We start from the raw sequence: 25,881 nt of genomic DNA on the forward strand, positions 1-25,881 counted from the left end.
AAAAAGAGACGAAAACAATTTATAACATACAATTAAGATAGTTTCTTATTACTTTTGTTTCACAACGATCAATATAACTGAACTCATATTGGAATTTACGGCAGGTCAAATTGCAGGCATTTTAGAAGGTGAGGTTGATGGGAATCCAGAAATCGCCGTTCATAAATTAGCAAAAATCGAAGACGGTGAAATAGGCTCTCTGACTTTTTTGGCTAACCCTAAATACACGTCGTTTATATACTCCACCAAAGCATCAATAACCCTTGTAAACAAAGACTTTGTTCCAGAACAAGAATTGACTACTACGTTAATTAAAGTTGATGATGCTTATCATTCTTTCTCAAAATTATTACAGTACTATAGTGAAGTAAAAGTATCTAAAGTGGGCATTGATACTTATGTACATAAAACTGAAAGTCTAGTTCATGGCAAAGACCTTTACATAGGAGCGTTTTCATACATAGGTGAGAATGTGACTTTAGGTGATAATGTAAAAATACATCCGAATGTATATATTGGTGATGATGTAACAATTGGTAATAACGTAATTGTATTTGCCGGAGGTAAAATACATCAAGACTCAATAATTGGTAATGATTGTGTAATTAATAGTGGTGCTATAATAGGGGCTGATGGTTTTGGCTTTGCACCAGATGGAAAAGGCGGCTACACAAAAATTCCACAAACGGGTAATGTTATTTTAGAAGATAATGTTGATATCGGTGCAGGTACTACTATTGACCGAGCTACAATGGGATCAACAATACTACGTAAAGGTGTTAAGCTTGACAATCAGATACAAATAGCACATAACGTAGAAATAGGAGAATATACCGTTATCGCAGCACAGACAGGCATAGCTGGCTCTACTAAAATTGGCAAACACTGTATGATTGGTGGTCAAGTGGGTATAGTTGGTCACATAACAATTGGCGATAATGTAAGAATACAAGCGCAAGCTGGCATTGGTAGAAATGTAAAAGATAATGAGATGATACAGGGTTCACCAGCATTTAATTATGGTGAATACAGTAAGTCATATGTACATTTTAAAAACCTACCAAAAATTGTAAAACGAATTGATAAACTCGAAAAAAAGAAATAATTGTGAGTAATACCACAAGAAAGCAAAGAACAATATCAAAAGAGATAATCTTAAAAGGTGTTGGTCTACATACCGGAGAAAATGTCACTATGAAATTTATGCCTGCTCCTGTAAATCATGGGTATAGGTTTAAAAGGGTTGACCTAGAAGGTTCTCCTATTATAGAGGCGGATGCTAATTATGTTGTTAATACACAACGCGGTACCAATCTAGAGAAAAATGGTGTAAAAATTCAGACGTCTGAACATGTATTGGCGGCTTTAGTCGGTATGGAAATTGACAATGTTCTAATTGAATTAGATTCATCTGAACCTCCAATTATGGATGGCTCATCAAAGTATTTTGTTGAAGCTTTAGATATTGTAGGTGCCAAAGATCAAGATGCTGACTTTGAAGAATACATTGTTAAAGATGTAATTACTTTTAGAGACGATTCTACTGGTAGCGAAATAACGGTAATTCCTTCTGACGAATACCAAGTGACCACAATGGTAGATTTTGGCACCAAGGTTTTAGGAACGCAAAATGCAACGTTGGAGACAATTTCTGATTTTAAGTCTGAAATTGCTGATGCTCGTACATTTAGTTTTCTTCATGAATTAGAAGCATTATTAGAAAACGGTCTTATTAAAGGCGGAGATTTAAATAATGCAATTGTTTATGTAGATAAAGAGATTTCAGAGACTACAATGAAAAAGCTTGAAAAAGCTTTTGATAAGAAAAAGTTATCTGTAAAGCCAAATGGTATTCTTGATAATCTAACACTTCACCAACCAAATGAAGCTGCAAGACATAAACTTTTAGATGTTATAGGTGATTTAGCCTTAGCCGGAACCCGTTTTCGTGGTAAGGTGATTGCTAATAAACCGGGTCATTTTGTAAATACGCAATTTGCTCAGAAATTATCTAAAATAATAAAGCAAGAAAAACGTAATAATGTACCAACATATGATTTGAACAAACCACCATTAATGGATGTTGTTCAGATTATGGATACATTACCACATAGACCGCCATTTTTGTTGGTCGATCAAATTTTAGAGCTTTCAGATACACACGTAGTAGGATTGAAAAATGTTACTATGAATGAACCTTTTTTTGTAGGCCATTTTCCAGGTGCACCAGTAATGCCAGGCGTTTTACAGCTTGAAGCGATGGCGCAAACAGGAGGTATATTAGTTTTAAATACCGTACCTGACCCTGAAAATTACCTAACATATTTACTTAAGATTGATAAGGTTCGGTATAAGCAACAAGTTGTGCCTGGTGACACACTTATATTCAAACTAGATTTGATGTCGCCTATTCGTAGAGGCCTCTGCCAAATGCATGCAAAAGCATATACAAACGGAAAACTAGCTTCGGAAGCGGAGATTATGGCCCAAATAGTTAAAGTCAAATAAAACCAGAATGAATCAACCCCTAGCTTATATTCATCCCGGAGCCAAAATAGCAAAAAATGTAGTTGTAGAACCATTTACTACAATTCATAATAATGTTACAATAGGTGATGGTACATGGATCGGTTCAAATGTCACCATTATGGAAGGCGCTAGAATCGGAAAGAACTGTAATATTTTTCCGGGAGCGGTAATTTCTGCACCACCACAAGATTTAAAATATGATGGTGAAGAAACTACTGTAACTATTGGTAATGGCACAACAATTCGAGAATGTGCTACAATACATAAAGGCACTTCTGATAGACATAAAACCGTTATTGGTAAAAATTGTTTAATAATGGCGTATTGCCATGTTGCTCATGACTGTGTTATTGGTAACAATTGTATTTTCTCTAATAATTCAACCTTAGCAGGCCACGTAACAATTGGTGATAATGTAATTTTAGCAGGTCTTGTAGCTGTGCATCAATTTGTTTCTATCGGAAATCATGCTTTTGTTACGGGTGGTTCTTTGGTACGTAAAGATGTCCCACCATATGTTAAGGCGGCTCGTGAACCTTTATCATATGTTGGTATCAATTCAATAGGGCTACGAAGAAGAGGTATTCCATCAGAGAAGATTAGAGAGATTCAAAATATTTATCGCATATTATATCAAAAGAATTTTAATAATTCACAAGCAGCTCAAATAATAGAAGCTGAGATGGAGGCGACTCCTGAGCGAGACGAGATATTACAATTCATTAAGAATTCGCAACGCGGAATTATGAAAGGCTATTTTAGCACAAATTAATAAAACATGGCATCTACATCAGATATTAGAAAAGGACTTTGTATTCGTTACAACAACGATATTTATAAAATTATTGAATTCCTTCACGTTAAACCAGGCAAAGGTCCAGCCTTTGTGCGTACAAAATTAAGAAGTGTATCATCAGGTAAAGTTCTTGACAACACTTTTTCTGCTGGTCATAAAATTGAAGATGTTCGTGTAGAAACAAGATCGTACCAGTTTTTGTACGCGGTTGATCAGACGTATCATTTCATGAATACCGATGATTACAATCAAATTGAACTCCAAAAAGATACTTTAGATTCTCCAGATTTATTAAAAGAAGGCGAAGTAGTTACCATTCTTTTTAATACGGAAGATAGTATGCCACTTTCTGTTGATATGCCAGCAAGTGTTGTACTTACGGTTACTTATACAGAACCTGGAGTAAAAGGAAACACAGCCACAAATGCAACCAAGCCAGCTACGGTTGAGTCAGGTGCGGAAGTAAATGTACCCTTATTTATCAATGAAGGTGATAAGATAAAAATCGATACTTCAAATAGTTCTTACATGGAAAGAGTAAAAGAATAAGTACTCATTCTACCCATTGAAATAAAAAGTAGCAAATGAAATTTCCAACCACTTATACACTCAAGCAAATTGCAGAGATTCTTGGGGTTGAATATGTTGGTTCTGATGATTTTGCAGTTCTTGGCATGAACGAAATTCATGTAGTTGAAAGCGGGGATATTGTTTTTGTTGACCATCCAAAATACTACGACAAAGCCTTGACATGTAAGGCTACAACGGTATTGATCAATAAAAAAGTTGATTGTCCTGAAGGAAAAGCACTTTTAATTTCAGAAGATCCTTTTAGCGATTTCAACAAATTGACACAGTTTTTTAAGCCGTTTGAAAAATCAGTAAATTCAATTGCCGCTTCAGCCAAAATAGGTGAGGGTACGGTGATTCAGCCTAATGTTTATTTAGGAAATAATGTAGAAATCGGAGCGAATTGTTTAATTCACGCCAATGTTGCAATATATGATGGTTGTAGTATTGGTGATAATGTTACGATTCATTCAGGATCTGTATTAGGTTCAGATGCTTTTTATTTTAAGAATAGGCCAGAAGGTTTTGATAAATTAAAATCTGGCGGAACCATTGTTATTCAAAATAATGTAGAAATAGGAGCAGGCTGCACCATAGATAAAGGAGTAACAGGTAGTACTATAATCGGCGAAGGCACCAAGTTAGATAATCAAGTTCAAGTTGGGCATGACACAATAATTGGTAAAAAATGTTTGATTGCTGCACAATGCGGAATAGCAGGCTGTGTAGTCATTGAAGATGAAGTAACCCTATGGGGCCAAGTAGGGGTGACTAGCGCAATTAGAATAGGTAAAGGTGCTATTGTATTAGCACAAACCGGTATTTCAAAATCATTAGCAGGTGGTAAAACCTATTTCGGTAGTCCTGTTGAAGAGGCTCGTAAAAAATTAAAACAGATGGCTGATGTGAAGAAAATTCCATCAATTTTAGAAAAATTAAAACAACAATGATTAAGTAGGCTTTGCAATTCAAATCAAAGCTATATTTTTGTGCAGCGAAAAAAAATAAACCACAGACCCTATGAGTGTTCTAGTAAATAAAGATTCAAAAATAATTGTACAAGGTTTTACCGGTAGTGAAGGTACTTTTCACGCCGAACAAATGATTGAATATGGTACCAACGTTGTTGGTGGTGTAACTCCGGGTAAAGGAGGTCAAGAGCATTTGGGCAGACCTGTTTTTAATACTGTTGTTGATGCAGTAAAAGAAGTTGGTGCTGATACCAGTATTATTTTTGTGCCACCAGCATTTGCAGCTGACGCTATTATGGAAGCAGCTGATGCGGGTATAAAAGTTATTATTACTATTACAGAAGGTATTCCTGTGGCAGATATGGTTAAGGCTGCAAATTATATTTCTAGCCGTGATTGTAGATTAGTTGGTCCTAACTGTCCGGGTGTAATTACTCCGGGTGAAGCCAAGGTTGGTATTATGCCAGGTTTTGTTTTCAAAAAAGGAACTGTAGGTATAGTTTCTAAGTCAGGAACATTAACCTATGAAGCTGCTGATCAAGTAGTACGTCAAGGATTAGGAATTACAACTGCAATTGGTATTGGTGGTGATCCAATAATCGGAACAACTACTAAAGAAGCTGTTGAGTTATTGATCAATGACCCTGAAACAGAATGTGTTGTTATGATTGGTGAAATTGGCGGTCAATTAGAAGCTGATGCTGCTAATTGGTACAAAGCAAGTGGAAGTAAAAAACCAATTATTGGTTTCATTGCTGGCGAAACAGCACCTGCAGGTAGAACTATGGGGCACGCTGGTGCTATTGTTGGTGGCAGTGATGACACAGCACAAGCCAAAAAACAAATAATGCGTGATTGCGGTATTCATGTGGTGGATTCACCTGCTGAAATTGGCAAGAAAGTAAAAGAAGTAATGGGATAATATTCTCAATGCTATAAAATAGAGGCCATCGGAATTTTCTTTCAGATGGCTTTTTTTCTTTTATCTATCGAAGAACATAACTTATATTTGAAGTACTGCTTGAATATTGACATTAAAAAGAGTTAAAATGAAACTTTTAGAAGGAAAGAATGTAATTGTTACCGGTGCAAGTCGCGGTATTGGAAGAGGAATCGCTGAAGTATTTGCTGCACATGGTGCAAATGTAGCATTTACATATAGTTCAAGTGAAGCACCTGCTTTAGAACTAGAAAAAGAACTTACTGCAAAAGGCGTAAAGGCTAAAGCATATAAAAGTAATGCTGCAAGCTTTTCTGAATCCGAAGCTCTTGTTGCTAAAGTTTTAGAAGATTTTGGAGGAATTGATGTCTTAATCAATAATGCAGGTATTACAAAAGATAATCTTTTAATGCGTATGGCTGAAGATGATTTTGATTCAGTAATCGAAATCAACTTGAAGTCAGTATTTAACATGACAAAAGCAGTTCAGCGTACATTTTTGAAGCAACGAGCTGGTTCAATCATAAATATGAGTAGCGTTGTTGGTGTAAAAGGCAATGCTGGTCAAGCAAACTATGCCGCATCAAAGGCTGGTATGATTGGTTTTACCAAATCAATAGCTTTAGAATTAGGATCTAGAAATATTCGTTGCAATGCCATAGCTCCTGGTTTTATTGAAACTGAAATGACAGGTAAGTTAGATGAGAAAACAGTACAAGGTTGGCGTGATGCTATTCCGTTGAAAAGAGGCGGTTCACCTGAAGATATTGCAAATGCTTGTCTATTTTTAGCATCAGATCTTTCTGCATATGTTACGGGTCAAGTTTTAAATGTTGACGGTGGTATGCTTACTTAAATAAGAGTTTAGTGTTTTGAACATTCTATTTCTAGGATCAATGCACTTAACTTTAATCAAAAAATTTAATGGATATCCAAACAGTACTCATAATAATCCTGGCGGCAATTGTGTCATTAGGGTTGGTACTGTTTCAGTATTTTTATAAATCTAAAAAAGCTGGTAAACTTCCTATAATTCTTTCCCTGCTTAGGTTTGTAACTTGGTTTTGTGCATTTCTGCTACTGATTAATCCGAAGTTTAGCAAAGACGAGTACACAATAACAAAAGCCAATTTGTTAGTACTTTCAGATAATTCATCATCAATTTCAAAGTATAGAGAACAACTTCAAAATTCAGTTAACAAGTTAAATGAATCTGATGAAATTACTTCAAAATTCAAATTGAACGCTTACAATTTCGGTTCTAAAATTTCGACTACTGACACCTTATCCTTCACTGAAAAAACAACTAACATTGCAAATGCACTAAATACATTACAAGAGATTTACTCGAAAAATGATGTGGTTGTATTACTCTCTGATGGTAATCAAACTTTTGGTACTGATTATGTCAACGCTTCATTAAATTCTAATCTAACAGTATATCCTATAGTGATTGGTGACACAACACTTTATGAAGATATTCGTGTTGATCAAGTCAATGCCAATAAATATGCCTTTTTAAAGAATAAATATCCAATAGAATTATTTATAACCTATGAAGGGGGTAGCACTATTCTTAAAACAGTTACTATTTCTTTGGATGGAAAAAAGGTCTTTAGTGAGAATCTTAGACTTTCGAGTACTGACAATACTAGAGTAATTAACACATTATTAGATGCTGGTTCGGTTGGTGTTAAATATTTAGAAGTAGCTGTTTCAACTATTGATGGAGAACGAAACATCACGAATAATAAAAAAAGTTTGACTGTTGAAGTTATTGACGAAAAGACAAATATCGCTATTGTTTCAGATATGTTGCACCCTGATATTGGCGTTTTAAAAAAATCAATAGAGCGGAACGAGCAAAGATCTGTTGCAATTATAAAGCCTTCCGAAAAGAATTTAGATGCCTATGACATTTTTATTTTGTATCAGCCAACAGCAACTTTTAAATCAATATATGAATACATCAATACAAAGAAAGCCAACATCTTTTCTATTCTTGGACCAAATACCGATTTAAGATTTGTTAATGGAATACAGAAACAATTTCGCATTGAAGACAATTACCCAATACAAGAGATTATTCCTGTAAAAAATGAAGGTTTTTCGAAATTTGATATTTCTCAAATTTCATTTGATGATTTTCCACCATTAGATTCCGATGTGGGTCCAATTGGTATTAATGGCGAGCATGAAACCTTATTAAAAATGCAAATTAAAGGAGTTTCAATGGCATCACCTTTATTGGCAGTATTAACAGACGGAGAAACAAAAAATGCTTTGTTATTAGGGGAAAATATTTGGAAATGGAGAATTCAAGATTATCGAAATAATCAAAGTTTTCGTGATTTTGATGAATTGATAGGCAAGCTTATGATTTATTTATCTGATAATAAATCTAAAGAGCGATTAACTCTAGATTTTAAATCTGTCTATGAAGGAAGTACTGAAGCACGAATTCATGCAAGTTACTTTGATGAAACTTTTGAGTTTGATTCAAATGCAAGTTTAGTTTTACATTTAAAAAATAGTGATACTGATATAACTACAGATATTCCTATGCTCTTAAATAATGGGTTCTATGAAGCCGATTTAAGCAATCAGTCTTCAGGAGAATATCAATTCACAGTATCGGTAAAAAATGAAAATTTATCTAAATCAGGTTCATTTAGAATACTTGATTATGATGTAGAACAACAGTTTGTTTCAGCCAATGCTATCAAGCTCAAACAATTGGCAGAAAATAGTGAAGGTAAACTCTTTTATTCAGATCAAATAGACGAGCTTATCAAAGTATTGACGGGTGATGAGCGATATTTACCAGTACAGAAAAGCATTAAAAAAATTGTATCTTTGATAGATTTCCGAATATTATTGGGTTTCATTGCTTTTGCACTGACTTTAGAATGGCTCATTAGAAAGTATAACGGACTAACATAAACACTATTTCAATGGATAAATTACCAAAAATTGCACTACCAGTTATTTTCGGGGCAGTACTGCTTATTATTTTAATTTCTAAATCTGCTGTCACCATAAATTCAGGTGAAGCCGGAGTACTTTATAAGACATTTGGGGGTGGAGTAGTTACGGATGAACCACCGCTAGGAGAAGGTTTTCATGTGGTTGCACCATGGAACAAAGTATTCATTTATGAAGTAAGACAACAAGAAGTTTTAGAAAAAATGAATGTACTATCTAGCAATGGTTTAGATATTAAATTAGAAGCCTCAGCTTGGTTTGAACCAAAAAGAGAGTTTTTAGGAAAACTTCACCAAGAAAAAGGTGCTCAATATATTCAGCGAGTACTTTTACCAACTATTCGTTCTGCCGCAAGAAGTGTAGTAGGTAGATATACGCCAGAGCAATTGTATTCTAGTAAAAGGGATGCAATACAACAAGAAATTTTTGATGAAACTCAAAAAATTGTTGAGGGAGAATATATTCAATTGAACGAAATTTTGGTGCGTGATGTAACATTACCACCAACAATTAAGGATGCAATTGAACGCAAACTAAAACAAGAACAAGAGTCGTTAGAATATGAGTTTAGGCTTGTTACCGCTAAAAAAGAAGCTGAAAAAGTAACTATTGAAGCACAAGGTAAAGCGGATGCAAACAAAATTCTAAGTGCCTCATTAACTGATAAAATTTTGCAAGACAAAGGTATAGATGCGACTATTAAATTAGCAGAATCGCCAAACACTAAGGTTATTGTAGTTGGCGGAGGTGATTCAGGGCTTCCTTTGATACTAGGAAACAACTAAAATTGTTGCGATTAGCGCCTCTATATCTGAAAAATGTTCAAATTTGAACTTTTCTTTTGTAGAATCTAAAAAACCTTTTACATTTACATTGTAATGAGAAACAACAATACACATCATCATTTTTATTTCTGCGCTCAAGCGAGGTAAAAATGTATTGTAGTATTACAAGATAATTTATAACCCGTTTGAGAAATCAAGCGGGTTTTGTTTTTAAACCAATTTGCCTTTCTCAAACCTAAAAACAATAAAATGACCAAAATTAGAATTGCCATTCAAAAATCAGGACGGCTCAATGAAGATTCTTTACAAATATTAAAAGACTGTGGTATCTCAATTGATAATGGAAAAGATCAGTTGAAAGCTTCATCAAGAAATTTTCCATTAGAAGTTTTCTATCTAAGAAACGGTGATATTCCTCAGTATTTAAGAGATGGAGTAGTTGATATTGCAATTATCGGAGAAAATGTACTGATTGAAAAAGGTGACGATATTGAATTTGTTGAGAAACTAGGTTTTTCAAAATGTAAAGTTTCGCTTGCTGTACCAAAATCTGTAAAGTATAATGCAGTACAAGATTTTGAAGGAAAACGTATTGCTACTAGTTACCCGAATACTGTTCGTAACTATTTAGAGTCAAAAGGCGTTAAGGCAGATTTGCACATTATAAACGGTTCTGTAGAAATTGCTCCTAATATTGGGCTTGCAGATGCCATTTGCGACATTGTGTCAAGTGGAAGTACATTGTTTAAGAACAATTTGAAAGAAGTTGAAGTAATGCTTAAAAGTGAAGCAGTACTTGCAGTATCGCCCAAAATATCAGAAGAACGAAAAGCCATCTTAACAAAGATGCAATTTAGAATTAAGTCGGTTTTGAAGGCACGTCAATCAAAATATGTTTTGATGAATGCCCCAAATGATAAATTAGATGAAATTCTTAAATTATTACCGGGTATGAGAAGTCCAACTGTTTTACCTTTAGCAGAAGAAGGATGGAGTTCGGTTCACACCGTTATTAATAGTGATACCTTTTGGGAAGTTATTGATGAATTACGAGTTGCAGGAGCAGAAGGAATATTAGTTTGCCCAATTGAGAAAATGGTGGTGTAAGGCACCGTATTGTTATTTCAAATTAGTGAGAGCCTAATTGATACAAAGTTTATGAAAAAAATATATAAACCTGAAATAAAGGATTGGAAAGATGTTTTAAGACGTCCTACACAAACGGTATCAGATATTGAAGGAACTGTTAATGCAGTATTCTCAGAAGTACAAGAAAAGGGTGATAATGCGCTTAGAAAATTTACTGAACAGTTTGATGGTGCTGTTATATCAAATTTTGAAATATCGGAGAGTGAAATAGCAGAAGCAATTGCTTTAGTGCCTGAAGATTTGAAAGATGCAATTCAATTGGCTAAAACCAATATTTTCACTTTTCATAAGGCGCAAAAAACAGAAAAGGTAGAAGTTGAAAATACAAAAGGAGTTCGTTGTTGGCAGGTAAAAAGACCCATACAAAAAGTAGGGTTATATATTCCCGGTGGAACAGCACCCTTATTTTCAACCATTTTAATGTTAGCAGTACCAGCATCAATTGCAGGTTGCAGAGATGTAGTATTGTGTTCACCTCCAAATAAAGAAGGAAAAATAAATCCGGTAATACTTTACACAGCTAGTTTATGCGGTGTTTCAAAAATTTATAAAGTTGGTGGTATACAGGCGATTGCTGCAATGACCTTCGGTACAGAAAGTATTCCGCAAGTATATAAAATATTTGGGCCAGGAAATCAATATGTTACTGTTGCCAAACAAATTGCAACTAAACATGGAGTTGCTATAGATATGCCAGCGGGCCCAAGTGAATTGTTAGTTGTGGCAGATGATTCAGCAAATGCCGCATTTGTCGCTTCCGATTTATTGAGTCAAGCAGAACATGGTGTTGATAGTCAAGTGATTTTAGTTTCAAGATCAGAAGCGATGATTGATGCTGTAGAAACAGAAATTGAAAGCCAGCTAAAAGATTTACCTAGAAAAGAAATTGCTGAGAAAGCAATTGCAAATAGTAAATTGATATACATTGACAATGATCAAACTGCTATCGATTTTATAAATGCATATGGTCCTGAGCATTATATTATTTGTGTGAAAAATGAGAAATTATACATTGATAATATTTTGAATGCTGGTTCTGTATTTATTGGTAACTACACACCAGAAAGTGCAGGTGATTATGCATCAGGCACCAATCATACGTTGCCTACTAATGGTTACGCAAAACAATACAGTGGTGTAAACCTTGATAGTTTTACGAAAAGTATGACCTTTCAAAAAATAAGTAAAGAAGGAATTAAAAATATCGGAAATGCTATTGAATTAATGGCCGAGGCAGAAGGCTTACAGGCACATAAAAATGCAGTGACATTACGTCTCAACAGTTTAAAAGAATGAATTTCAAATTAGAAAATATAATTCGCGAGAATGTGAAAGACTTAAGTCCGTATTCTTCAGCACGAGATGAATACGTTTCTGATGGCTCTGCTATGGTTTTTTTAGATGCCAATGAAAATCCGTATGACAATGGAGTGAATCGGTATCCGGATCCGCAACAACGGAATTTAAAATTTATTCTTGCAAAACAGAAAAATATAAAAGCGGCTAATATACTTTTGGGTAATGGTAGTGATGAAGTATTAGATTTATTATTTAGAGCTTTTTGCGAACCTAAAATTGATAATGTAATTACCTTACCACCGACTTATGGAATGTATAAAGTTTTATCAGGAATTAATACCATTGAAAATCGTGAAGTATTATTAACAGAAGATTTTCAACCCAATGTTGAAGCGATTTTATCAAAAGTTGATGCGCAGACAAAAATGATTTTTATCTGTTCACCAAATAATCCAACAGGTAATAGTTTTAGCGAAAATTCAATTTTAGAATTGCTGCAAAAATTTAATGGTTTGCTGGTTATCGATGAGGCTTATATTGATTTTTCATCAAATGAAAGTTGGGTAACTAAACTAAAAGAATATCCTAATTTGGTTATAACACAAACCTTATCAAAAGCATTTGGTATGGCTGGTATTCGATTGGGAATTTGTATTGCATCCGAAGAAATTATTGCAGTATTAAATAAAATTAAGCCGCCCTATAATGTCAATGAATTAACACAAACACATGCATTAAAGAGGGTTTCAGACGAATATCGTATCAGTTCTGAAATAAATGAAATATTGAATCAGAAAAAGATTCTTATAAAAATGCTTCCAAATATTCCATTCATTACTAAAGTGTATCCTTCTGATGCCAACTTTTTATTGGTAAAAGTTGATGATGCTGACAAGCGATATAGTCAATTACTTAAAAGAGGGGTAGTGGTAAGAAATAGAAACAATCAACCTTTATGTGAAAATACGTTACGATTTACAATTGGTAGCATTGAAGAAAATATAAAACTTGTAAAAGCCTTAAATAATATTGGTGATGAGCAAATCTAATGAGCAATTAAATAGCGGTAAAAGGGTATTATTTATTGACCGTGATGGTACCATGATTAAGGAAACCGTTGATGAGCAAATTGATGCATTTGAAAAAATGATCTTTTATCCTAAGGCATTTACATTTTTAGGAAAAATAGCAAAAGAGCTAGATTACGAATTGGTAATGATTACCAATCAAGATGGACTTGGTACTGATGTTTTTCCGGAAGATACATTTTGGCCAGTTCATAATTTTATTATGAAGTCATTTGAAAATGAAGGAGTAGTTTTTGATAAAGTATTTTTAGATAGAACTTTTCCGCATGAGAATGCAAATACTAGAAAACCCGGTACTGGTTTATTAACTGAATATTTTTCAGAAGATTATGATTTAGCAAATTCGTTTGTGATTGGTGATCGATTAACAGATATGGAACTGGCTAAAAACCTAGGCGCTAAAGGAATTTACATCAATGATGAAACAAATCTAGGTACCGGAGAAATTACAGTAAAGCGCGATGACCTTAATCAACACATAGCTATTGAAAGTAATGATTGGGAAAAAATATATGAGTTTTTAAAGTTGAATGATCGAAGCGCAGAAACGCATCGAAAAACCAATGAAACTGATATTCTAATCAAATTGAATCTTGATGGAACTGGTAAAAGTAAAATCGACACTGGTCTCGCTTTCTTTGATCACATGTTAGATCAATTGGCTAGACACGGTCAAATGGACATAGAGATTAAAGTAGATGGTGATCTTGAAGTTGATGAACACCATACTATTGAAGATACGGCAATTGCGCTGGGCGAAGTATTTAATACAGCTCTGGGCAATAAACTTGGCATAGAACGCTATGGTTTTTGTTTACCTATGGATGATTGTCTCGCTCAGGTTGCCATCGATTTTGGTGGTAGAAATTGGCTCGTGTGGGATGCTGATTTTAAACGCGAAAAAGTGGGTGATATGCCAACTGAAATGTTTTATCATTTTTTTAAATCATTTACAGATGGTGCAAAGGCGAATCTTAATGTGAAGGCTGAAGGCACCAATGAGCATCATAAAATAGAGGCAATTTTTAAAGCATTTGCCAAAGCCATTAAAATGGCAGTAAAAAGAGATGTAGAAAAAATGGTTTTACCAAGTACAAAGGGAGTTCTTTAAAATGAAGATAGTTATAATCAATTACGGTGCAGGCAACATTCAAAGTATCAAATTTGCAATACAACGCTTAGGGTATGAGGCTGTTTTAAGCAATGACATAAATGAAATTAAAACCGCTGACAAGGTGATATTTCCTGGAGTAGGTGAGGCCAGTAGTGCCATGTCTAAATTGTTAGAAAGTGGTTTGCACGATAGTATTGCTGATTTAAAACAACCTGTTTTGGGTATTTGTTTAGGTATGCAGTTAATGTGTAATTCTACAGAAGAAGGTGACACTAAAGGTTTAGGTATTTTTGATGTGGATGTGGTCAAATTTTCGAACAAAGTAAAAGTGCCGCAAATAGGATGGAATCAAATCAACAACTTGAATTCAGGCTTATTTAAGGGTGTATCTAATAAAGCACATATTTATTTAGTGCACAGTTTTTATGCGCCACTTTGTGATGAAACTATTGCTGAAACTGATTATGAATTAACATATAGTGCGGCTTTGCAAAAAGATAATTTTTACGGCACACAATTTCACCCAGAGAAAAGCAGTACTGTGGGCGAAAAAATATTGCGAAATTTTTTAGAAATCTAATCGAATATAAATGAGAATTATACCCGCAATAGATATTATAGATGGTCAATGTGTGCGACTTTCAAAGGGCGATTATAACACGAAGAAAATATATAATGAGAATCCGTTAGAGGTAGCTAAAGAGTTTGAAGCTGCTGGTATTCAATATTTACATTTGGTTGATTTAGATGGTGCTAAATCGAAGCATATTGTTAACCATAAAGTTCTAGAGCAAATAGCATCAAAGACAGCATTGAAAATTGATTTTGGTGGTGGTTTAAAAACTGATGACGATTTGAGAATTGCTTTTGAATCAGGTGCTAGTCAAATAACCGGAGGTAGTATTGCCGTAAAAGACCAAGAAACATTTACATCGTGGATAGAAAAATACGGAGCTGATAAAATTATTTTAGGTGCTGATGCCATGGATGAAAAAGTAGCTGTATCCGGTTGGCAAGAAGAATCAAAAGAAGAATTAATTCCGTTTATACAATCGTACCAAGAAAAAGGAATTGAATATATTATTTGTACCGATATTAGTAAAGACGGAATGTTAGAAGGTCCATCTTTTGATTTATATAAAAAAATTATTCAGTCAGTTGAAGGTTCAAAAAAAATAAAACTTATTGCATCTGGTGGTATTTCAACCTTTGATGAATTACCAAGACTTGCCGAGATAGGTTGTGAAGGAACAATTATTGGTAAGGCGATTTATGAAAATAGAATCAGCTTAAAACAATTAGAGAACTATATTTTGTCATTATGAGTATGGAAGAAAGAATAGTTCAAGAATTGGTAAACAATTCGTTATACCGATTAGACGAGAGTACTCGTATGATTCAGAAAAGTCTTAAAGAAGTTTCAGAAGACGAAGTATGGCAAAAACCCAATGAATCTTTAAATAGTATTGCTAACTTGATTTTACATTTATGTGGAAACATTTCGCAATATATAACATCATCGCTTGGTGAAACAGAAGATATTCGAATACGTGATTTAGAATTTTCTGCAAGTAACAGTATGACAAAAGAGGAGTTGCTGAACAAACTTGAAGATACTTTGGACATTGCCAAGCGAGTTATTTTTGATGCTAAAATTGAACAACTTCTTAAAGTAAGAGCTGTTCAAGGGTTTTCATTTTCCGGAGTTGGCGTAATTATACATGCGGTAGAACATTACTCATATCATACAGGACAAATCGCCTTTTGGGTAAAACAACTTAAGAATAAAGATTTAGGCTTTTACGAAGGAACAGATTTAAATATAATCAATACATAAAATAGTGCTTGCAAAAAGAATAATTCCTTGTTTAGATATCAAAGATGGCCGTACCGTAAAAGGTGTCAATTTTGTTGACTTACGTGATGCAGGTGATCCCGTTGAGTTAGCTGAAATTTATAGTAGAGAAGGCGCCGATGAGCTAGTGTTTCTTGATATTTCAGCAACCGAACAGAAACGAAAAACCTTAGCTGATTTAGTTTATCGTGTGGCAGAAAAAGTAAATATTCCGTTTACAGTTGGTGGCGGTATTTCTTCAGTAGAAGATGTTGACATTTTGTTACAAAACGGTGCCGATAAAGTTTCAGTGAATTCATCAGCTGTTAAAAATCCACAATTGATAAATGACTTGTCTGCTAAATTTGGTTCGCAATGCATTGTAGTTGCAATAGATGCCAAACAAATTGATGGCAAGTGGATTGTTCACTTGGTAGGCGGTAAAGTGCCAACAGAATTAGATTTATTTGAATGGGCAAAAGAAGTAGAAGAACGCGGAGCTGGTGAAATATTATTCACCTCAATGGATCATGATGGCACCAAAGACGGTTTCGCAAATGAAGCTTTGGCTAGATTATCTGTAGAACTAAATATTCCTATTATAGCTTCAGGAGGCGCAGGAAACGTACAGCATTTTAAGGATACATTCATCAATGGAAAATCAGATGCAGCTTTAGCAGCAAGTGTTTTTCATTTTAAAGAAATAGCAATCAAAGATTTGAAAGAGAATTTACAGGAGAATGGAATTCCTGTGCGATTATAAATTAGGTACCAAAAAAATGGAAATAGATTTTACTAAAAATACAGACGGACTCATACCAGCAATTATACAAGATGCCACAACAAAGAATGTTTTGATGTTGGGTTATATGAATGCAGAAGCGTTTGAAAAAACACAAGAAACAAAAAAGGTTACATTTTATAGTAGATCCAAAAAACGCCTATGGACAAAAGGGGAGGAGAGTGGTAATTTCCTAAATCTAGTTACTATAAAAAATGACTGTGATAATGATACGCTTTTAATTTCTGTTAACCCCGTTGGTCCTACTTGTCATACAGGTTCAGATACCTGTTGGAATGAAGAAAACTCATCAAACTTCGGATTCTTTTCACACTTAGAAAATGTAATTGAACAACGTAGAACTAGTTCTGATGGTAGTACATCTTATGTTGCTTCATTATTTGAAAAAGGTATTAATAAAATAGCGCAAAAAGTAGGCGAAGAAGCTGTAGAAACTGTTATTGAAGCAATGGATTCTAATGATGATCTCTTTTTATATGAAAGCGCAGATTTGTTATTTCATTACTTAATGCTACTTCAAGCAAAAGGCTTTACCTTAAAAGATATTGAAGCTGAACTACAAAAAAGGCAGAAATAGAAATCACCTATTTATTTGAGTTTAATATTTGTTTGTAGTTGTAGAAATTATGAACTTAATAACGCTTTGAATAATGTATAGAAATTGACCAAACCAAAAACCTAAATGAGAGCGCTACTATTTTTTTTCATTCTTTTTATCAGTATTCAAAATACATCTGCACAAGAATATCGTAATCTTTTAAGTAGAAATTATTCTTATGACACCATTCAAAAGCATATTGTAAAAGATCAGTCTTGGGTGCCGTATCCTGATTATAAAGAAAGAGAAAAATGGCAAAAGATTCCGCAAAACCTTAGAGAAGCCTATATAAAAGAAGGTGAAGATTATTTAGAGTATGATTGGAAATATATTCCCGTTTCTCACTATTTAGAATATACAAAAAGTGGTAGCCGTACCATTATGGAGAAACCCTATCGTGAAAACCTAAAGGCATTTGAAACATTAGTGCTTGCAGAACTTATGGAGGGCAAAGGCCGATTTTTAAAGAATATTATTAACGGAATATTCTATTATAGCGAACAGACCTATTGGGGCAATTCTGCGCATTTAGGCCTACAACGTGTGGGTGCAGGAATACCTGATGTATTAGAACCTACCATTGATTTAGGGGTAGGTAAAGTTGCTGCAAATTTAGCATGGACACATCATTTTCTAGAAGATGAAATTAACGAAGTCAACCCCTTAATTTTAAAAAGATTGCGATTAGAAATTTATGAAAAGGTGTTAAAGCCGTATTATACTCGAAGTGATTTTGGGTGGATGGGCTATACCAATGAATCGGTAAACAATTGGAATCCTTGGTGCAATTACAATGCACTAAACTGCATAATGCTTATGGAAAAAGATTCTATAACACGAGGCGTAAATGTTCAAAAGAGTATGCTTTCTGTTGACGAGTTTCTAAATTATTATAAAGATGATGGTGGTTGTGAAGAAGGACCTTCTTATTGGAGTCATGCTGGGGGAAAGTTATTTGATTACCTAGAACTTCTCTATAATGGTAGCAATGGAAAAATTGATATTTATAATGAAGAGTTAGTAAAAAATATTGGCTCTTATATTTATAAGGCCTATATCAATGATGAATATTTTGTGAATTTTGCGGATGCTTCCGCCAAATTAAAATCTAGACCAGGTACAATTTATCGTTACGGTAAGCGAATGAATGATACGCTAATGAGTGGCTTCGGTGCTTTTTTAGCGAACAAGCAAGATTTTGGTGCAACTCCTTTTAAAGGAAAAATAGAACTAGCACTAGACAATTTGTTCAACGTAAATGAAATTAAAAATGCCATCGCCACAGAACCTCTGATAAAAGATTTCTATTTAAAAGATACAGAAGTAATGGGCGCTCGTGATTTTAAAGGCAACAACAACGGTTTTTATTTTGCGGCAAAAGGTGGGCATAATCGCGAAAGCCATAATCACAATGACGTTGGTAGTTTTATTTTATATTACAATGGCGAGCCAGCACTAATTGATGTTGGCGTAGATACCTATACCGCAAAAACATTTAGTAAGGATCGATATTCAATCTGGACAATGCAATCAGGTTTTCATAACCTACCAACAATTAATGGTGTCGATCAAAAAGATGGATTAGAATTTAAATCGAAAAACGTTACCTATAAAACAGAATCTGACAACGTATATTATTCGGTTGATATTTCTGGAGCATACCCCAAAGAGGCCAAGGTAGACAAGTGGCAACGAAGTTATACGCTATATCGTAATGATAAATTTGAAATTGCTGATTCATATTCACTTTCAGAGAATTTAGGAAACACACAACTCAATTTTATTGCAGCACTAAAACCTAAAATTACAAAACCCGGTCTTTTATATTTAGGTCAACGAAAAGAAGGTTTGACATTACAATACGATCCTAAAATTTTGAAACCAACTATTGAAACAATTACTATTGAAACGGCTTCAAGATTGTATCCGATTTGGGGGGAACAAATCTATCGAATACGATTTAAAGTGCTGAGTACGGAAACTGTTCAAGAATTGAAAATTGGTGTGCATCCTGTCAAGTAATAGGGAAGTCTACTAATTTTAATCACATCAATTTCTATTATTAATTTCAGAAGCACCAGATAATTTTTTGTGCGTAATAGCTGCAGCACCTTTAAAATTTAATTCACTAGCACCAGAGGCATCAATATCAATTGTTTCACTTATAGAAAGATAGGCGTCACTTGCACCAGACATATCTATATTTAAACGTTCAACTTCAAGATCATAATCTCTAAGATCACTACTGCCTGATAAATCTGCATGAAGTGAACCAACATGGCCATATATATTTGCAGTTGATGCGCCATTCAAATCTATTATTAATCGATTCGCATCAACTTCTCCTAAAAAATCAGATGCACCTGAAAGTTCAATTTTACCATTTTCAACATTCCACATATTCTCTAAAGTAAGTCGTGATGCACCTTCCATATCAAATTCATCTACATTCTTGGTGGTGATATATGCATTTAAAGTAGCATTACCTCGAACATGAGTTAACTTCTTCATACGTATTATCAAACTATTGCCGTCTCGTTTTACAATAATTCGATTGTGAATATTATCATTAGCCTCTATTCGAACACTTTCTTCTGTTTCAGAAAAAGTTACATAGGTATTAAAGGCATTCGATACTTTAACTCTAGAATAATCAGGAATTGAATATTCCAAAGAGGTTACTTCTCCTGAAGCACGTATACTTTCGTGATCGCAAGAATTTAAAAATAAGAGCGCTAAAATGAACCCGAAAAATAGTGTTACTTTTTTCATGATGTTTGTTTTTATTAAGATTGATGATTTACTATTACCTATTTGGCTTCCAATAGAAATTTGTTGGAAACCATTCCACAGCAGTATTATCTTCTATTTCTTGTTTTAAAAAGACTTGATTATCTTCTGTGAATACATGTTTTGTTTTAATAATTTCGTGAAATTGACCTGACGATAAAGTATTTTCCATTACTTAATATTTTTTTTATATCGATTTCTTCCCATGTTGAAAACACCCACTTTAATACCTAACCCAACTGAGTATCCATTTAACCTGTCAATAGGACTTGTGGCTAGTTTGATAGAATTTGAGAATCTATATTTTATACCAGCTTCTAATTGAAGATAACGAGACACATTAAAAAGGGCATTTATACCTGGTTCAAGAACAAAAATTACATCGACATCTTCATATTCATTATCAATAAAATCGTCTTCAAAATATTCGTGATCTTCTGTAACATATCCAATACCACCCACGCCTAAAAGTAAAGGAAACGATAAGTTCACCTTCTTCTTACTAAAAAATATTGGCTCTAAATGCAGTCCGCCATAGGCGCCAATTAAATCATTGTCTACAGTACCTTGAGTAATAAAATTTTGCTCAGAGTAAAATACATTAGCTGCAAAACCTATTTCAAATTGTTGATTCGCTACGTAAGCAATTTTTAATCCTACGAAATATGAATCTTCCTTCTCAATTTCTCCAAAATGTGTTGTAAGTCCGAGGTAAACTCCATGCACAACGTTATTGCGATCGTTGAACTCTACAAACTCTTCTGCATCAGAATCGTCTTGCGCATTACATAATACACCTATAAATAATGCTAAAAAAAGTAAATATGACTTTTGAATTTTCATTATGGATTTTTTGATTTTTGATTGATACTATAAAGACAAGCAACTTCTTAAAAGGTTGCACCTTTGATGAATGTTTTTTTAAAAAATTGTGTAATTTTTAATTTTTTAGCGAAACGAATGGCTAGATTAAAAACCATAGGTTAGTTAGAAACTTTCTTTTTGTAGCGGTTTCGTCCTAAATTAAAAACACCTACTTTAAGTCCAATTCCTGCAGAAAAGCCACTAATTCTCGAAACTGAATTTGGAGCTAAGTCAATCTCACTTGAAATTCTGTAACGAACGCCTGCCTCTAATTGCAAATACCTTGAAACATTAAATAATATATTGACTCCAGGTTCTACAACAAAAACAATATCTGAAGTTTCGATGTCTTCATTATCATAATCAAAATCATCGTTTTCAAAAATATCGCCATCAACATAACCAATAGCGCCACCGCCTATCATTACAGGAAAAGATAGATTTACCCGATGTTTACTGAAAAATATTGGTTCAAGATGAAGGCCTAAATAACCACCTATTAAGTCTTCATTTTTTGAAGATAAATTACCTTTCAGATTTTGTTCCGAGTAAAAACCCATTGTAGAAAGACCGACTTCAAACTGTTGATTTGCTACATATGCGACTTTTAATCCTGTCATATAGGTATCTTTTCCTTTTATTTCTCCGTAATGCATGTTTATGCCAACATAAACCCCGTGAACCACATTTTTGCGATCATTAAACTCAACATAATCTTCGTCATCTTGCGCAAAACTTTGAAGACCAATTAGTAAAAATAAAATGAGTGATATTAATTTTTGAAAGTTCATTTTGAAGGATAATTTGGTTGATTCATTATTAATGACAACAGAAATGATTAAAACGTTGTCTTAAAACAAAATAAATAGTTCTTTTCTTAAGACTGTAATGATGGTATTTTGTTACAACAGGTTTACAATTCTTTTAATAAAACCAGACCTTTACTGCCGGTAATTGAAATATTACCTTGTGTACCATCACCATAGTGCGCTTTAATTTCACGTAGCTTTTTACCTTTATCTAACATCTTAGATTTTATATTCTCAAATGATTTAGGCATGCGCACCAAGCCTTCTTCTAGAGTAGCCTCAAATTGGTGCGAAAAGTTTGAAATATTTAAACTTATTTCTGACGATTCTTGTTCTAAAACAATATCTGCTTTTGGATTACTAATTTTAGCAACCCTAAAGTCTGCAATTTTTAGAGAGAGATCTGCGTTTTCACCTAGTCGGTCTAACTGTGCTGTTGTAAATTTTAAACTACCGTAAATGGTACCCACTTCTTCTATTTTCAAATCATCTTTATTTGAATAAATTTCTAGTGAACCAACAGTTTTTAATTCAATATCAGTACCGCTGCTATTAATTCTCAAGTTTTTTGAATCTGTCAAATTGAGACCACCATTTTTAATATCAATGTTGCCATAGTTGATATTATTGGCTCGTAATTTTCCGTACTTCATAGTTACATCTGCTTTGTTCAAATTATTACTTAGAAACAAATCACCGTGTTCTATGTTGGCATTTAATTTTCCTTTCCAATCATCAATTAAAACATCACCAAATGCATTGGTCACTTTTAATTCCGCTTTTACAGGCATATAAATGGTATAATCTACTTTAATATTACTGCGATTAAAATCAAATGGAATTGCATCTTCAAAAAGCTTTGCAAAGAATCCGCTATTCTTTTCAGCAACTTCATACATAATTGAAAGAAAATCACCATTATGCTGAATAACTGGGCGAATTCTATCAAGCAATTCTTTTGCATTATCTCTTTTTCTATAGTGTACCGTAATATCTATAGCAACAGAAACTTCTTCTTTATCCCATCCGTAGACATGAATATCTCCGTATCTATTTTCTAGTTCTAGTTCACCAGCATGCGAAATTGCATACGATTTTGATATCTGTTTAGATACTTTATCTTGGGCCGTAGCAACTGACTGCCCTAAAACCAACACAAAGGTCAGCCACAGTAGTTTTTTACAAAGTGTATCCATAATCTTCTTCTTGTATTTTAGAATCGTTTATCTGCTTCAATAGCTTTTCAATAAGTTCAATGCGTTGTTTGTAATTAGATACAATGGCTTCTAAGACCAATTCATTATCTAAATTCTTATGCATTTCCAATTTCAATTGTTCATATTCGGTATCAAGTTCATCCATAAAGGATAGAAACTCAGCCTTATCTTCATCAGATAAGTTTGGATTATCTTGTACCAATTGTACTTGATACGATACCAATCCTTTATAATGCACATCAATATCTAATAATTCTTTAGATGCATATTGTTCTTCTATTGCGGCGTTTGAATTCAAAACTTGGAGGCCGATAAAAACAGTAAGGCCTACCAATAACAATAGGGTAGCGGCAACACGCAACTTAGCTGATCGCCAAAGTGGAATCACTTTTGGTTGGTCAACATCAAGTTCTTGAGAGATTTTCGCCCACATTTTTGAGCGATCTGCTTTTTGATCATCAAACGCTGATGCATTCTCTCGTATATGTTTTTCAAAATTGTCCATTACAATTCGTTTATTATTTCCAATAATTTCTTTTTGGCACGATGATATTGTGATTTAGAAGTAGAAGTAGTTATACCTAAAACTTCACCAATTTCAATATGATCATAACCTTCTATCAAATACAGGTTGATAATCTGTTTATATCCAGAAGGCAGCTTACTAATTCCTACTTTGACTTTTTTCAAGTCTACGGCTTCGGACTCTTGTGGAGCTTCATCTTTTAAATGAAATTCATGTTCCTCCATTGGTACAACCGCGATACGTTTTGCTTTTAAGTAATTGATACTTTTGTTGATGACAATACGCTTGAGCCATGCACCAAAAGTGCTTTCGTAGTTAAAACTGCTCAGATTTTTAAATGCGGATACAAAACTTTCTTGAACAATATCTTCCGCGTCTTCTTTATTCCCTAACATTCGCAAACCAATATTGTACATAGCATCAACATATAGCTCATATAACTCATATTGTGAGCTACTTCGGCCAGACTTGCATTTTTCAACAAGTGCTTGATGCGTATAACGGATATCGGTTTTCAATGCTTTGGGCTGGTTTTAGCCTACTCAATTACTTAAATACACTATAAAGACAATGCAAACTTAAGATAGTTGCATGAAGATGAAAAAAATGTGAATTTGACCTAGAGTAATGAAATACGATGAAATGTTGCGTTGGTTACTCGTATAGCTTTGTTATACTAAAGTAAGCTGATTTTATCAATCTGCTTGAGTAGCATCATCCCATGTATCAGTTCTGAAAGATGATGCAGGTAAAAGATTAGTATCAAATAAAGTACCAACAACCCAATTGCGCCAGGCGTATCTAACAGCTACAGGGTTTTTTACTTTATCACTGATAACAAAAACGTTTTTTCGTTCTACTATTTCGGCTTTGGCCGGATAAAAGACTTTATCATCTCCTGCAATTTCAAATCCTGCCAAATCATCATACGCGTACAAGCCTGTTTCAGCATTTTCAAACTTTAGAACTATTCCATTTTCCTTTACTTCTAGTGATTCAAAAATAGGAGCCGCATAATCAATTGTCTCATAGCCATATGTTTGATGAAGTGCATTAAACAATAATCTATCAGCTACTTCCTTTTTTTTAGGCGGATGAATACAAAGATCATCACCAATATCCATAGTAATTGCAATACCTGAATTCGGAATTAAATCTAAACATTGCAATTGTGTTTCACGTATAAATGAACTATTATCAACCGTTTGAAATACATCATTATCACCGTATAAATAAGGAGCTATTTGCGCATAATAAAATGGAAAATCACCAATACCCCATTTTGCTCGCCAATCTTTTACCATAGCTGGAAAAAGCTTTTTGTAAACTTCAGGTTCTTTCCGGTTAGACTCTCCTTGATACCATAATGCACCTTTAATTTTATAAGAAACCAATGGGCTAATCATTGCGTTATACAATGCAGTCGGAATATGATTTGTATTCTTTGTAATATCTACATCATTTAGATTAATATTTTGATGTTCACTAATTGCCTCTTTACTGAGCCAAGCCTGCACAGAACTACCTCCCCATGAAGTGTGAATCATGCCTACGGGGCAATCTAATATTTCTTGAAGTTGCTGGCCAAAGAAATAGGCTATTGCACTAAAATCTAAAACACTTTTAGGCGATGCTTGCTGCCAGCCAGTAAATTTTTCAATATCATCTAACGGAGTCTTTGAACCAACTCTATCAACAGAAAAGAGTCTTAAATTTGAATTATTAGAATTTGCTGTTGCTAAATTGGTACCAAATGTGGGTTGCCCATTATAACCCTTTATAGGCTGTTGCATATTCGATTGACCTGAACATAACCAGACCTCTCCGAACAGCACATTTTCTAATGTAATTTCATTTATAGTTATTGTTTGCGCCGCTTTACTATTTGTCGTTTTCACTTCAACGCGCCAATTTCCACCTTTGTCAGCATGAATAATAATCGGCTCATTTAACCATGAAGCATTAATGGTAACTTTTTCTTTAGGTTCAGCCCAGCCCCATAATTCAATTGTAGTATTGCGCTGTAAAACCATATTTGAAGACACAATAGCAGGCAATTTAATAGCTGCATTAATTGATTGTAGTGTTAACAGGTTAAAAACAGCTAAAAAGGCAACTATAGTAATTCTTCTCATCATGGTATTTATTTCTCGATTGATATTATTAAATCTATCCTGAAGCGATTAGGCCAAAGACCTTATAAAAATACACAATC

Annotated in this window: 28 protein-coding genes; 19 read left to right on the plus strand and 9 right to left on the minus strand. The window is 33.9% G+C overall.

The features are described from left to right. The first annotated feature begins 88 nt into the window (after positions 1 to 88). From lpxD to JQC67_RS12650, 9 genes are all read left to right on the plus strand, one after another. Positions 89 to 1,105, plus strand: coding sequence for a UDP-3-O-(3-hydroxymyristoyl)glucosamine N-acyltransferase (lpxD, locus tag JQC67_RS12610; protein WP_203253282.1), 1,017 nt, complete (start codon positions 89 to 91; stop codon positions 1,103 to 1,105). 2 nt (positions 1,106 to 1,107) lie between these two features. Beyond that, positions 1,108 to 2,508: a bifunctional UDP-3-O-[3-hydroxymyristoyl] N-acetylglucosamine deacetylase/3-hydroxyacyl-ACP dehydratase gene (locus tag JQC67_RS12615; protein ID WP_203253283.1), complete on the plus strand. Its 1,401-nt coding sequence runs from the start codon at positions 1,108 to 1,110 to the stop codon at positions 2,506 to 2,508. Between the two features lie 7 nt (positions 2,509 to 2,515). Further along, the gene (gene lpxA, locus JQC67_RS12620) at positions 2,516 to 3,301 is read left to right on the plus strand and encodes an acyl-ACP--UDP-N-acetylglucosamine O-acyltransferase (protein WP_203253284.1); all 786 of its coding nucleotides are present in this window, start codon (positions 2,516 to 2,518) and stop codon (positions 3,299 to 3,301) included. A 6-nt stretch (positions 3,302 to 3,307) separates the two neighbouring features. Further along, positions 3,308 to 3,874: an elongation factor P gene (gene efp, locus JQC67_RS12625; protein ID WP_203253285.1), complete on the plus strand. Its 567-nt coding sequence runs from the start codon at positions 3,308 to 3,310 to the stop codon at positions 3,872 to 3,874. Positions 3,875 to 3,909: 35 nt separating this feature from the next. After that, positions 3,910 to 4,845 (plus strand): UDP-3-O-(3-hydroxymyristoyl)glucosamine N-acyltransferase, encoded by a 936-nt coding sequence (locus JQC67_RS12630; protein WP_203253286.1) that lies wholly within the window; start codon positions 3,910 to 3,912, stop codon positions 4,843 to 4,845. Positions 4,846 to 4,915: 70 nt separating this feature from the next. After that, positions 4,916 to 5,788, plus strand: coding sequence for a succinate--CoA ligase subunit alpha (sucD, locus tag JQC67_RS12635; protein WP_203253287.1), 873 nt, complete (start codon positions 4,916 to 4,918; stop codon positions 5,786 to 5,788). Positions 5,789 to 5,915: 127 nt separating this feature from the next. Then, entirely contained in the window at positions 5,916 to 6,662 is a 747-nt protein-coding gene (gene fabG / locus JQC67_RS12640) for a 3-oxoacyl-[acyl-carrier-protein] reductase (RefSeq protein WP_203253288.1), read from the plus strand. A 68-nt stretch (positions 6,663 to 6,730) separates the two neighbouring features. Continuing rightward, positions 6,731 to 8,749 (plus strand): VWA domain-containing protein, encoded by a 2,019-nt coding sequence (locus JQC67_RS12645; RefSeq protein ID WP_203253289.1) that lies wholly within the window; start codon positions 6,731 to 6,733, stop codon positions 8,747 to 8,749. Between the two features lie 11 nt (positions 8,750 to 8,760). Further along, positions 8,761 to 9,576 carry a prohibitin family protein gene (locus JQC67_RS12650; RefSeq protein WP_203253290.1) on the plus strand — a complete coding sequence of 272 codons (816 nt, stop codon included), beginning with the start codon at positions 8,761 to 8,763 and terminating at the stop codon, positions 9,574 to 9,576. Here JQC67_RS12650 and JQC67_RS12655 read toward each other — a convergent pair. Next, on the minus strand, positions 9,562 to 9,714 hold the full coding sequence (locus JQC67_RS12655) for a hypothetical protein (RefSeq protein WP_203253291.1): 153 nt from the start codon (positions 9,712 to 9,714) through the stop codon (positions 9,562 to 9,564). The genes JQC67_RS12650 and JQC67_RS12655 overlap by 15 nt on opposite strands. A gap of 111 nt (positions 9,715 to 9,825) precedes the next feature. Here JQC67_RS12655 and hisG point away from each other — a divergent pair, with 111 nt between their 5' ends. The 10 genes from hisG (at position 9,826) to JQC67_RS12705 (ending at position 19,482) form a co-directional block, all read left to right on the plus strand. Continuing rightward, positions 9,826 to 10,683: an ATP phosphoribosyltransferase gene (gene hisG / locus JQC67_RS12660; RefSeq protein WP_203253292.1), complete on the plus strand. Its 858-nt coding sequence runs from the start codon at positions 9,826 to 9,828 to the stop codon at positions 10,681 to 10,683. 51 nt (positions 10,684 to 10,734) lie between these two features. Further along, the gene (gene hisD, locus JQC67_RS12665) at positions 10,735 to 12,021 is read left to right on the plus strand and encodes a histidinol dehydrogenase (protein WP_203253293.1); all 1,287 of its coding nucleotides are present in this window, start codon (positions 10,735 to 10,737) and stop codon (positions 12,019 to 12,021) included. After that, a complete protein-coding gene (hisC, locus tag JQC67_RS12670) occupies positions 12,018 to 13,073 on the plus strand; it encodes a histidinol-phosphate transaminase (protein ID WP_203253294.1) in 1,056 nt (351 codons plus the stop codon). The genes hisD and hisC overlap by 4 nt, the downstream gene beginning before the upstream one ends. Beyond that, positions 13,060 to 14,223, plus strand: coding sequence for a bifunctional histidinol-phosphatase/imidazoleglycerol-phosphate dehydratase HisB (hisB, locus tag JQC67_RS12675; protein ID WP_203253295.1), 1,164 nt, complete (start codon positions 13,060 to 13,062; stop codon positions 14,221 to 14,223). Before hisC ends, hisB begins: the two co-directional genes overlap by 14 nt. Before the next feature lies 1 nt (position 14,224). Then, positions 14,225 to 14,806 (plus strand): imidazole glycerol phosphate synthase subunit HisH, encoded by a 582-nt coding sequence (gene hisH / locus JQC67_RS12680; protein ID WP_203253296.1) that lies wholly within the window; start codon positions 14,225 to 14,227, stop codon positions 14,804 to 14,806. A 10-nt stretch (positions 14,807 to 14,816) separates the two neighbouring features. After that, on the plus strand, positions 14,817 to 15,551 hold the full coding sequence (hisA, locus tag JQC67_RS12685) for a 1-(5-phosphoribosyl)-5-[(5-phosphoribosylamino)methylideneamino]imidazole-4-carboxamide isomerase (protein WP_203253297.1): 735 nt from the start codon (positions 14,817 to 14,819) through the stop codon (positions 15,549 to 15,551). Beyond that, on the plus strand, positions 15,548 to 16,063 hold the full coding sequence (locus JQC67_RS12690) for a DinB family protein (protein WP_203253298.1): 516 nt from the start codon (positions 15,548 to 15,550) through the stop codon (positions 16,061 to 16,063). The genes hisA and JQC67_RS12690 overlap by 4 nt, the downstream gene beginning before the upstream one ends. 4 nt (positions 16,064 to 16,067) lie before the next feature. Next, on the plus strand, positions 16,068 to 16,823 hold the full coding sequence (gene hisF / locus JQC67_RS12695) for an imidazole glycerol phosphate synthase subunit HisF (RefSeq protein WP_203253299.1): 756 nt from the start codon (positions 16,068 to 16,070) through the stop codon (positions 16,821 to 16,823). 16 nt (positions 16,824 to 16,839) lie between these two features. After that, positions 16,840 to 17,439, plus strand: a complete 600-nt coding sequence (gene hisIE / locus JQC67_RS12700; protein ID WP_203253300.1) for a bifunctional phosphoribosyl-AMP cyclohydrolase/phosphoribosyl-ATP diphosphatase HisIE — start codon at positions 16,840 to 16,842, stop codon at positions 17,437 to 17,439. A 105-nt stretch (positions 17,440 to 17,544) separates the two neighbouring features. After that, complete coding sequence (locus tag JQC67_RS12705) at positions 17,545 to 19,482, plus strand: heparinase II/III domain-containing protein (RefSeq protein WP_203253301.1); 1,938 nt, start codon at positions 17,545 to 17,547, stop codon at positions 19,480 to 19,482. 27 nt (positions 19,483 to 19,509) lie between these two features. Here JQC67_RS12705 and JQC67_RS12710 read toward each other — a convergent pair whose 3' ends face one another. The 8 genes from JQC67_RS12710 to JQC67_RS12745 form a co-directional block, all read right to left on the minus strand. After that, positions 19,510 to 20,232 (minus strand): head GIN domain-containing protein, encoded by a 723-nt coding sequence (locus JQC67_RS12710; RefSeq protein ID WP_203253302.1) that lies wholly within the window; start codon positions 20,230 to 20,232, stop codon positions 19,510 to 19,512. A gap of 34 nt (positions 20,233 to 20,266) precedes the next feature. After that, on the minus strand, positions 20,267 to 20,422 hold the full coding sequence (locus tag JQC67_RS12715) for a hypothetical protein (RefSeq protein WP_203253303.1): 156 nt from the start codon (positions 20,420 to 20,422) through the stop codon (positions 20,267 to 20,269). Beyond that, a complete protein-coding gene (locus JQC67_RS12720; RefSeq protein WP_203253304.1) occupies positions 20,422 to 21,093 on the minus strand; it encodes a hypothetical protein in 672 nt (223 codons plus the stop codon). The genes JQC67_RS12715 and JQC67_RS12720 overlap by 1 nt, the downstream gene beginning before the upstream one ends. A 140-nt stretch (positions 21,094 to 21,233) precedes the next feature. Then, positions 21,234 to 21,905: a hypothetical protein gene (locus tag JQC67_RS12725; RefSeq protein WP_203253305.1), complete on the minus strand. Its 672-nt coding sequence runs from the start codon at positions 21,903 to 21,905 to the stop codon at positions 21,234 to 21,236. Positions 21,906 to 22,027: 122 nt separating this feature from the next. Then, positions 22,028 to 23,119, minus strand: a complete 1,092-nt coding sequence (locus JQC67_RS12730; protein WP_203253306.1) for a DUF4097 family beta strand repeat-containing protein — start codon at positions 23,117 to 23,119, stop codon at positions 22,028 to 22,030. Beyond that, a complete protein-coding gene (locus JQC67_RS12735) occupies positions 23,103 to 23,645 on the minus strand; it encodes a hypothetical protein (protein WP_203253307.1) in 543 nt (180 codons plus the stop codon). Before JQC67_RS12735 ends, JQC67_RS12730 begins: the two co-directional genes overlap by 17 nt. Next, the gene (locus tag JQC67_RS12740; protein WP_238934745.1) at positions 23,645 to 24,184 is read right to left on the minus strand and encodes an RNA polymerase sigma factor; all 540 of its coding nucleotides are present in this window, start codon (positions 24,182 to 24,184) and stop codon (positions 23,645 to 23,647) included. Before JQC67_RS12740 ends, JQC67_RS12735 begins: the two co-directional genes overlap by 1 nt. Before the next feature lie 177 nt (positions 24,185 to 24,361). Then, a complete protein-coding gene (locus JQC67_RS12745) occupies positions 24,362 to 25,804 on the minus strand; it encodes a sialate O-acetylesterase (RefSeq protein ID WP_203253308.1) in 1,443 nt (480 codons plus the stop codon). Between the last annotated feature and the right edge of the window lie 77 nt (positions 25,805 to 25,881).

Origin of the sequence: Aurantibacter crassamenti (assembly GCF_016811105.1) — a bacterium.
Classification (GTDB): Bacteria; Bacteroidota; Bacteroidia; order Flavobacteriales; family Flavobacteriaceae; genus Aurantibacter_A; species Aurantibacter_A crassamenti.

Excerpts from the sequence above, each read along its gene's own strand:
- JQC67_RS12650 (WP_203253290.1), top strand. The coding sequence starts at position 8,761 with ATGGATAAATTACCAAAAATTGCACTACCAGTTATTTTCGGGGCAGTA.
- hisIE (WP_203253300.1), top strand. The coding sequence starts at position 16,840 with ATGGAAATAGATTTTACTAAAAATACAGACGGACTCATACCAGCAATT.
- hisB (WP_203253295.1), top strand. The coding sequence starts at position 13,060 with ATGAGCAAATCTAATGAGCAATTAAATAGCGGTAAAAGGGTATTATTT.
- JQC67_RS12745 (WP_203253308.1), bottom strand. The coding sequence starts at position 25,804 with ATGATGAGAAGAATTACTATAGTTGCCTTTTTAGCTGTTTTTAACCTG.
- JQC67_RS12710 (WP_203253302.1), bottom strand. The coding sequence starts at position 20,232 with ATGAAAAAAGTAACACTATTTTTCGGGTTCATTTTAGCGCTCTTATTT.
- hisG (WP_203253292.1), top strand. The coding sequence starts at position 9,826 with ATGACCAAAATTAGAATTGCCATTCAAAAATCAGGACGGCTCAATGAA.
- hisD (WP_203253293.1), top strand. The coding sequence starts at position 10,735 with ATGAAAAAAATATATAAACCTGAAATAAAGGATTGGAAAGATGTTTTA.
- hisC (WP_203253294.1), top strand. The coding sequence starts at position 12,018 with ATGAATTTCAAATTAGAAAATATAATTCGCGAGAATGTGAAAGACTTA.
- JQC67_RS12720 (WP_203253304.1), bottom strand. The coding sequence starts at position 21,093 with ATGAAAATTCAAAAGTCATATTTACTTTTTTTAGCATTATTTATAGGT.
- JQC67_RS12730 (WP_203253306.1), bottom strand. The coding sequence starts at position 23,119 with ATGGATACACTTTGTAAAAAACTACTGTGGCTGACCTTTGTGTTGGTT.
- JQC67_RS12715 (WP_203253303.1), bottom strand. The coding sequence starts at position 20,422 with ATGGAAAATACTTTATCGTCAGGTCAATTTCACGAAATTATTAAAACA.
- JQC67_RS12735 (WP_203253307.1), bottom strand. The coding sequence starts at position 23,645 with ATGGACAATTTTGAAAAACATATACGAGAGAATGCATCAGCGTTTGAT.
- hisA (WP_203253297.1), top strand. The coding sequence starts at position 14,817 with ATGAGAATTATACCCGCAATAGATATTATAGATGGTCAATGTGTGCGA.
- lpxA (WP_203253284.1), top strand. The coding sequence starts at position 2,516 with ATGAATCAACCCCTAGCTTATATTCATCCCGGAGCCAAAATAGCAAAA.
- JQC67_RS12630 (WP_203253286.1), top strand. The coding sequence starts at position 3,910 with ATGAAATTTCCAACCACTTATACACTCAAGCAAATTGCAGAGATTCTT.
- efp (WP_203253285.1), top strand. The coding sequence starts at position 3,308 with ATGGCATCTACATCAGATATTAGAAAAGGACTTTGTATTCGTTACAAC.
- JQC67_RS12690 (WP_203253298.1), top strand. The coding sequence starts at position 15,548 with ATGAGTATGGAAGAAAGAATAGTTCAAGAATTGGTAAACAATTCGTTA.
- JQC67_RS12705 (WP_203253301.1), top strand. The coding sequence starts at position 17,545 with ATGAGAGCGCTACTATTTTTTTTCATTCTTTTTATCAGTATTCAAAAT.
- JQC67_RS12725 (WP_203253305.1), bottom strand. The coding sequence starts at position 21,905 with ATGAACTTTCAAAAATTAATATCACTCATTTTATTTTTACTAATTGGT.
- sucD (WP_203253287.1), top strand. The coding sequence starts at position 4,916 with ATGAGTGTTCTAGTAAATAAAGATTCAAAAATAATTGTACAAGGTTTT.
- JQC67_RS12645 (WP_203253289.1), top strand. The coding sequence starts at position 6,731 with ATGGATATCCAAACAGTACTCATAATAATCCTGGCGGCAATTGTGTCA.
- fabG (WP_203253288.1), top strand. The coding sequence starts at position 5,916 with ATGAAACTTTTAGAAGGAAAGAATGTAATTGTTACCGGTGCAAGTCGC.
- hisH (WP_203253296.1), top strand. The coding sequence starts at position 14,225 with ATGAAGATAGTTATAATCAATTACGGTGCAGGCAACATTCAAAGTATC.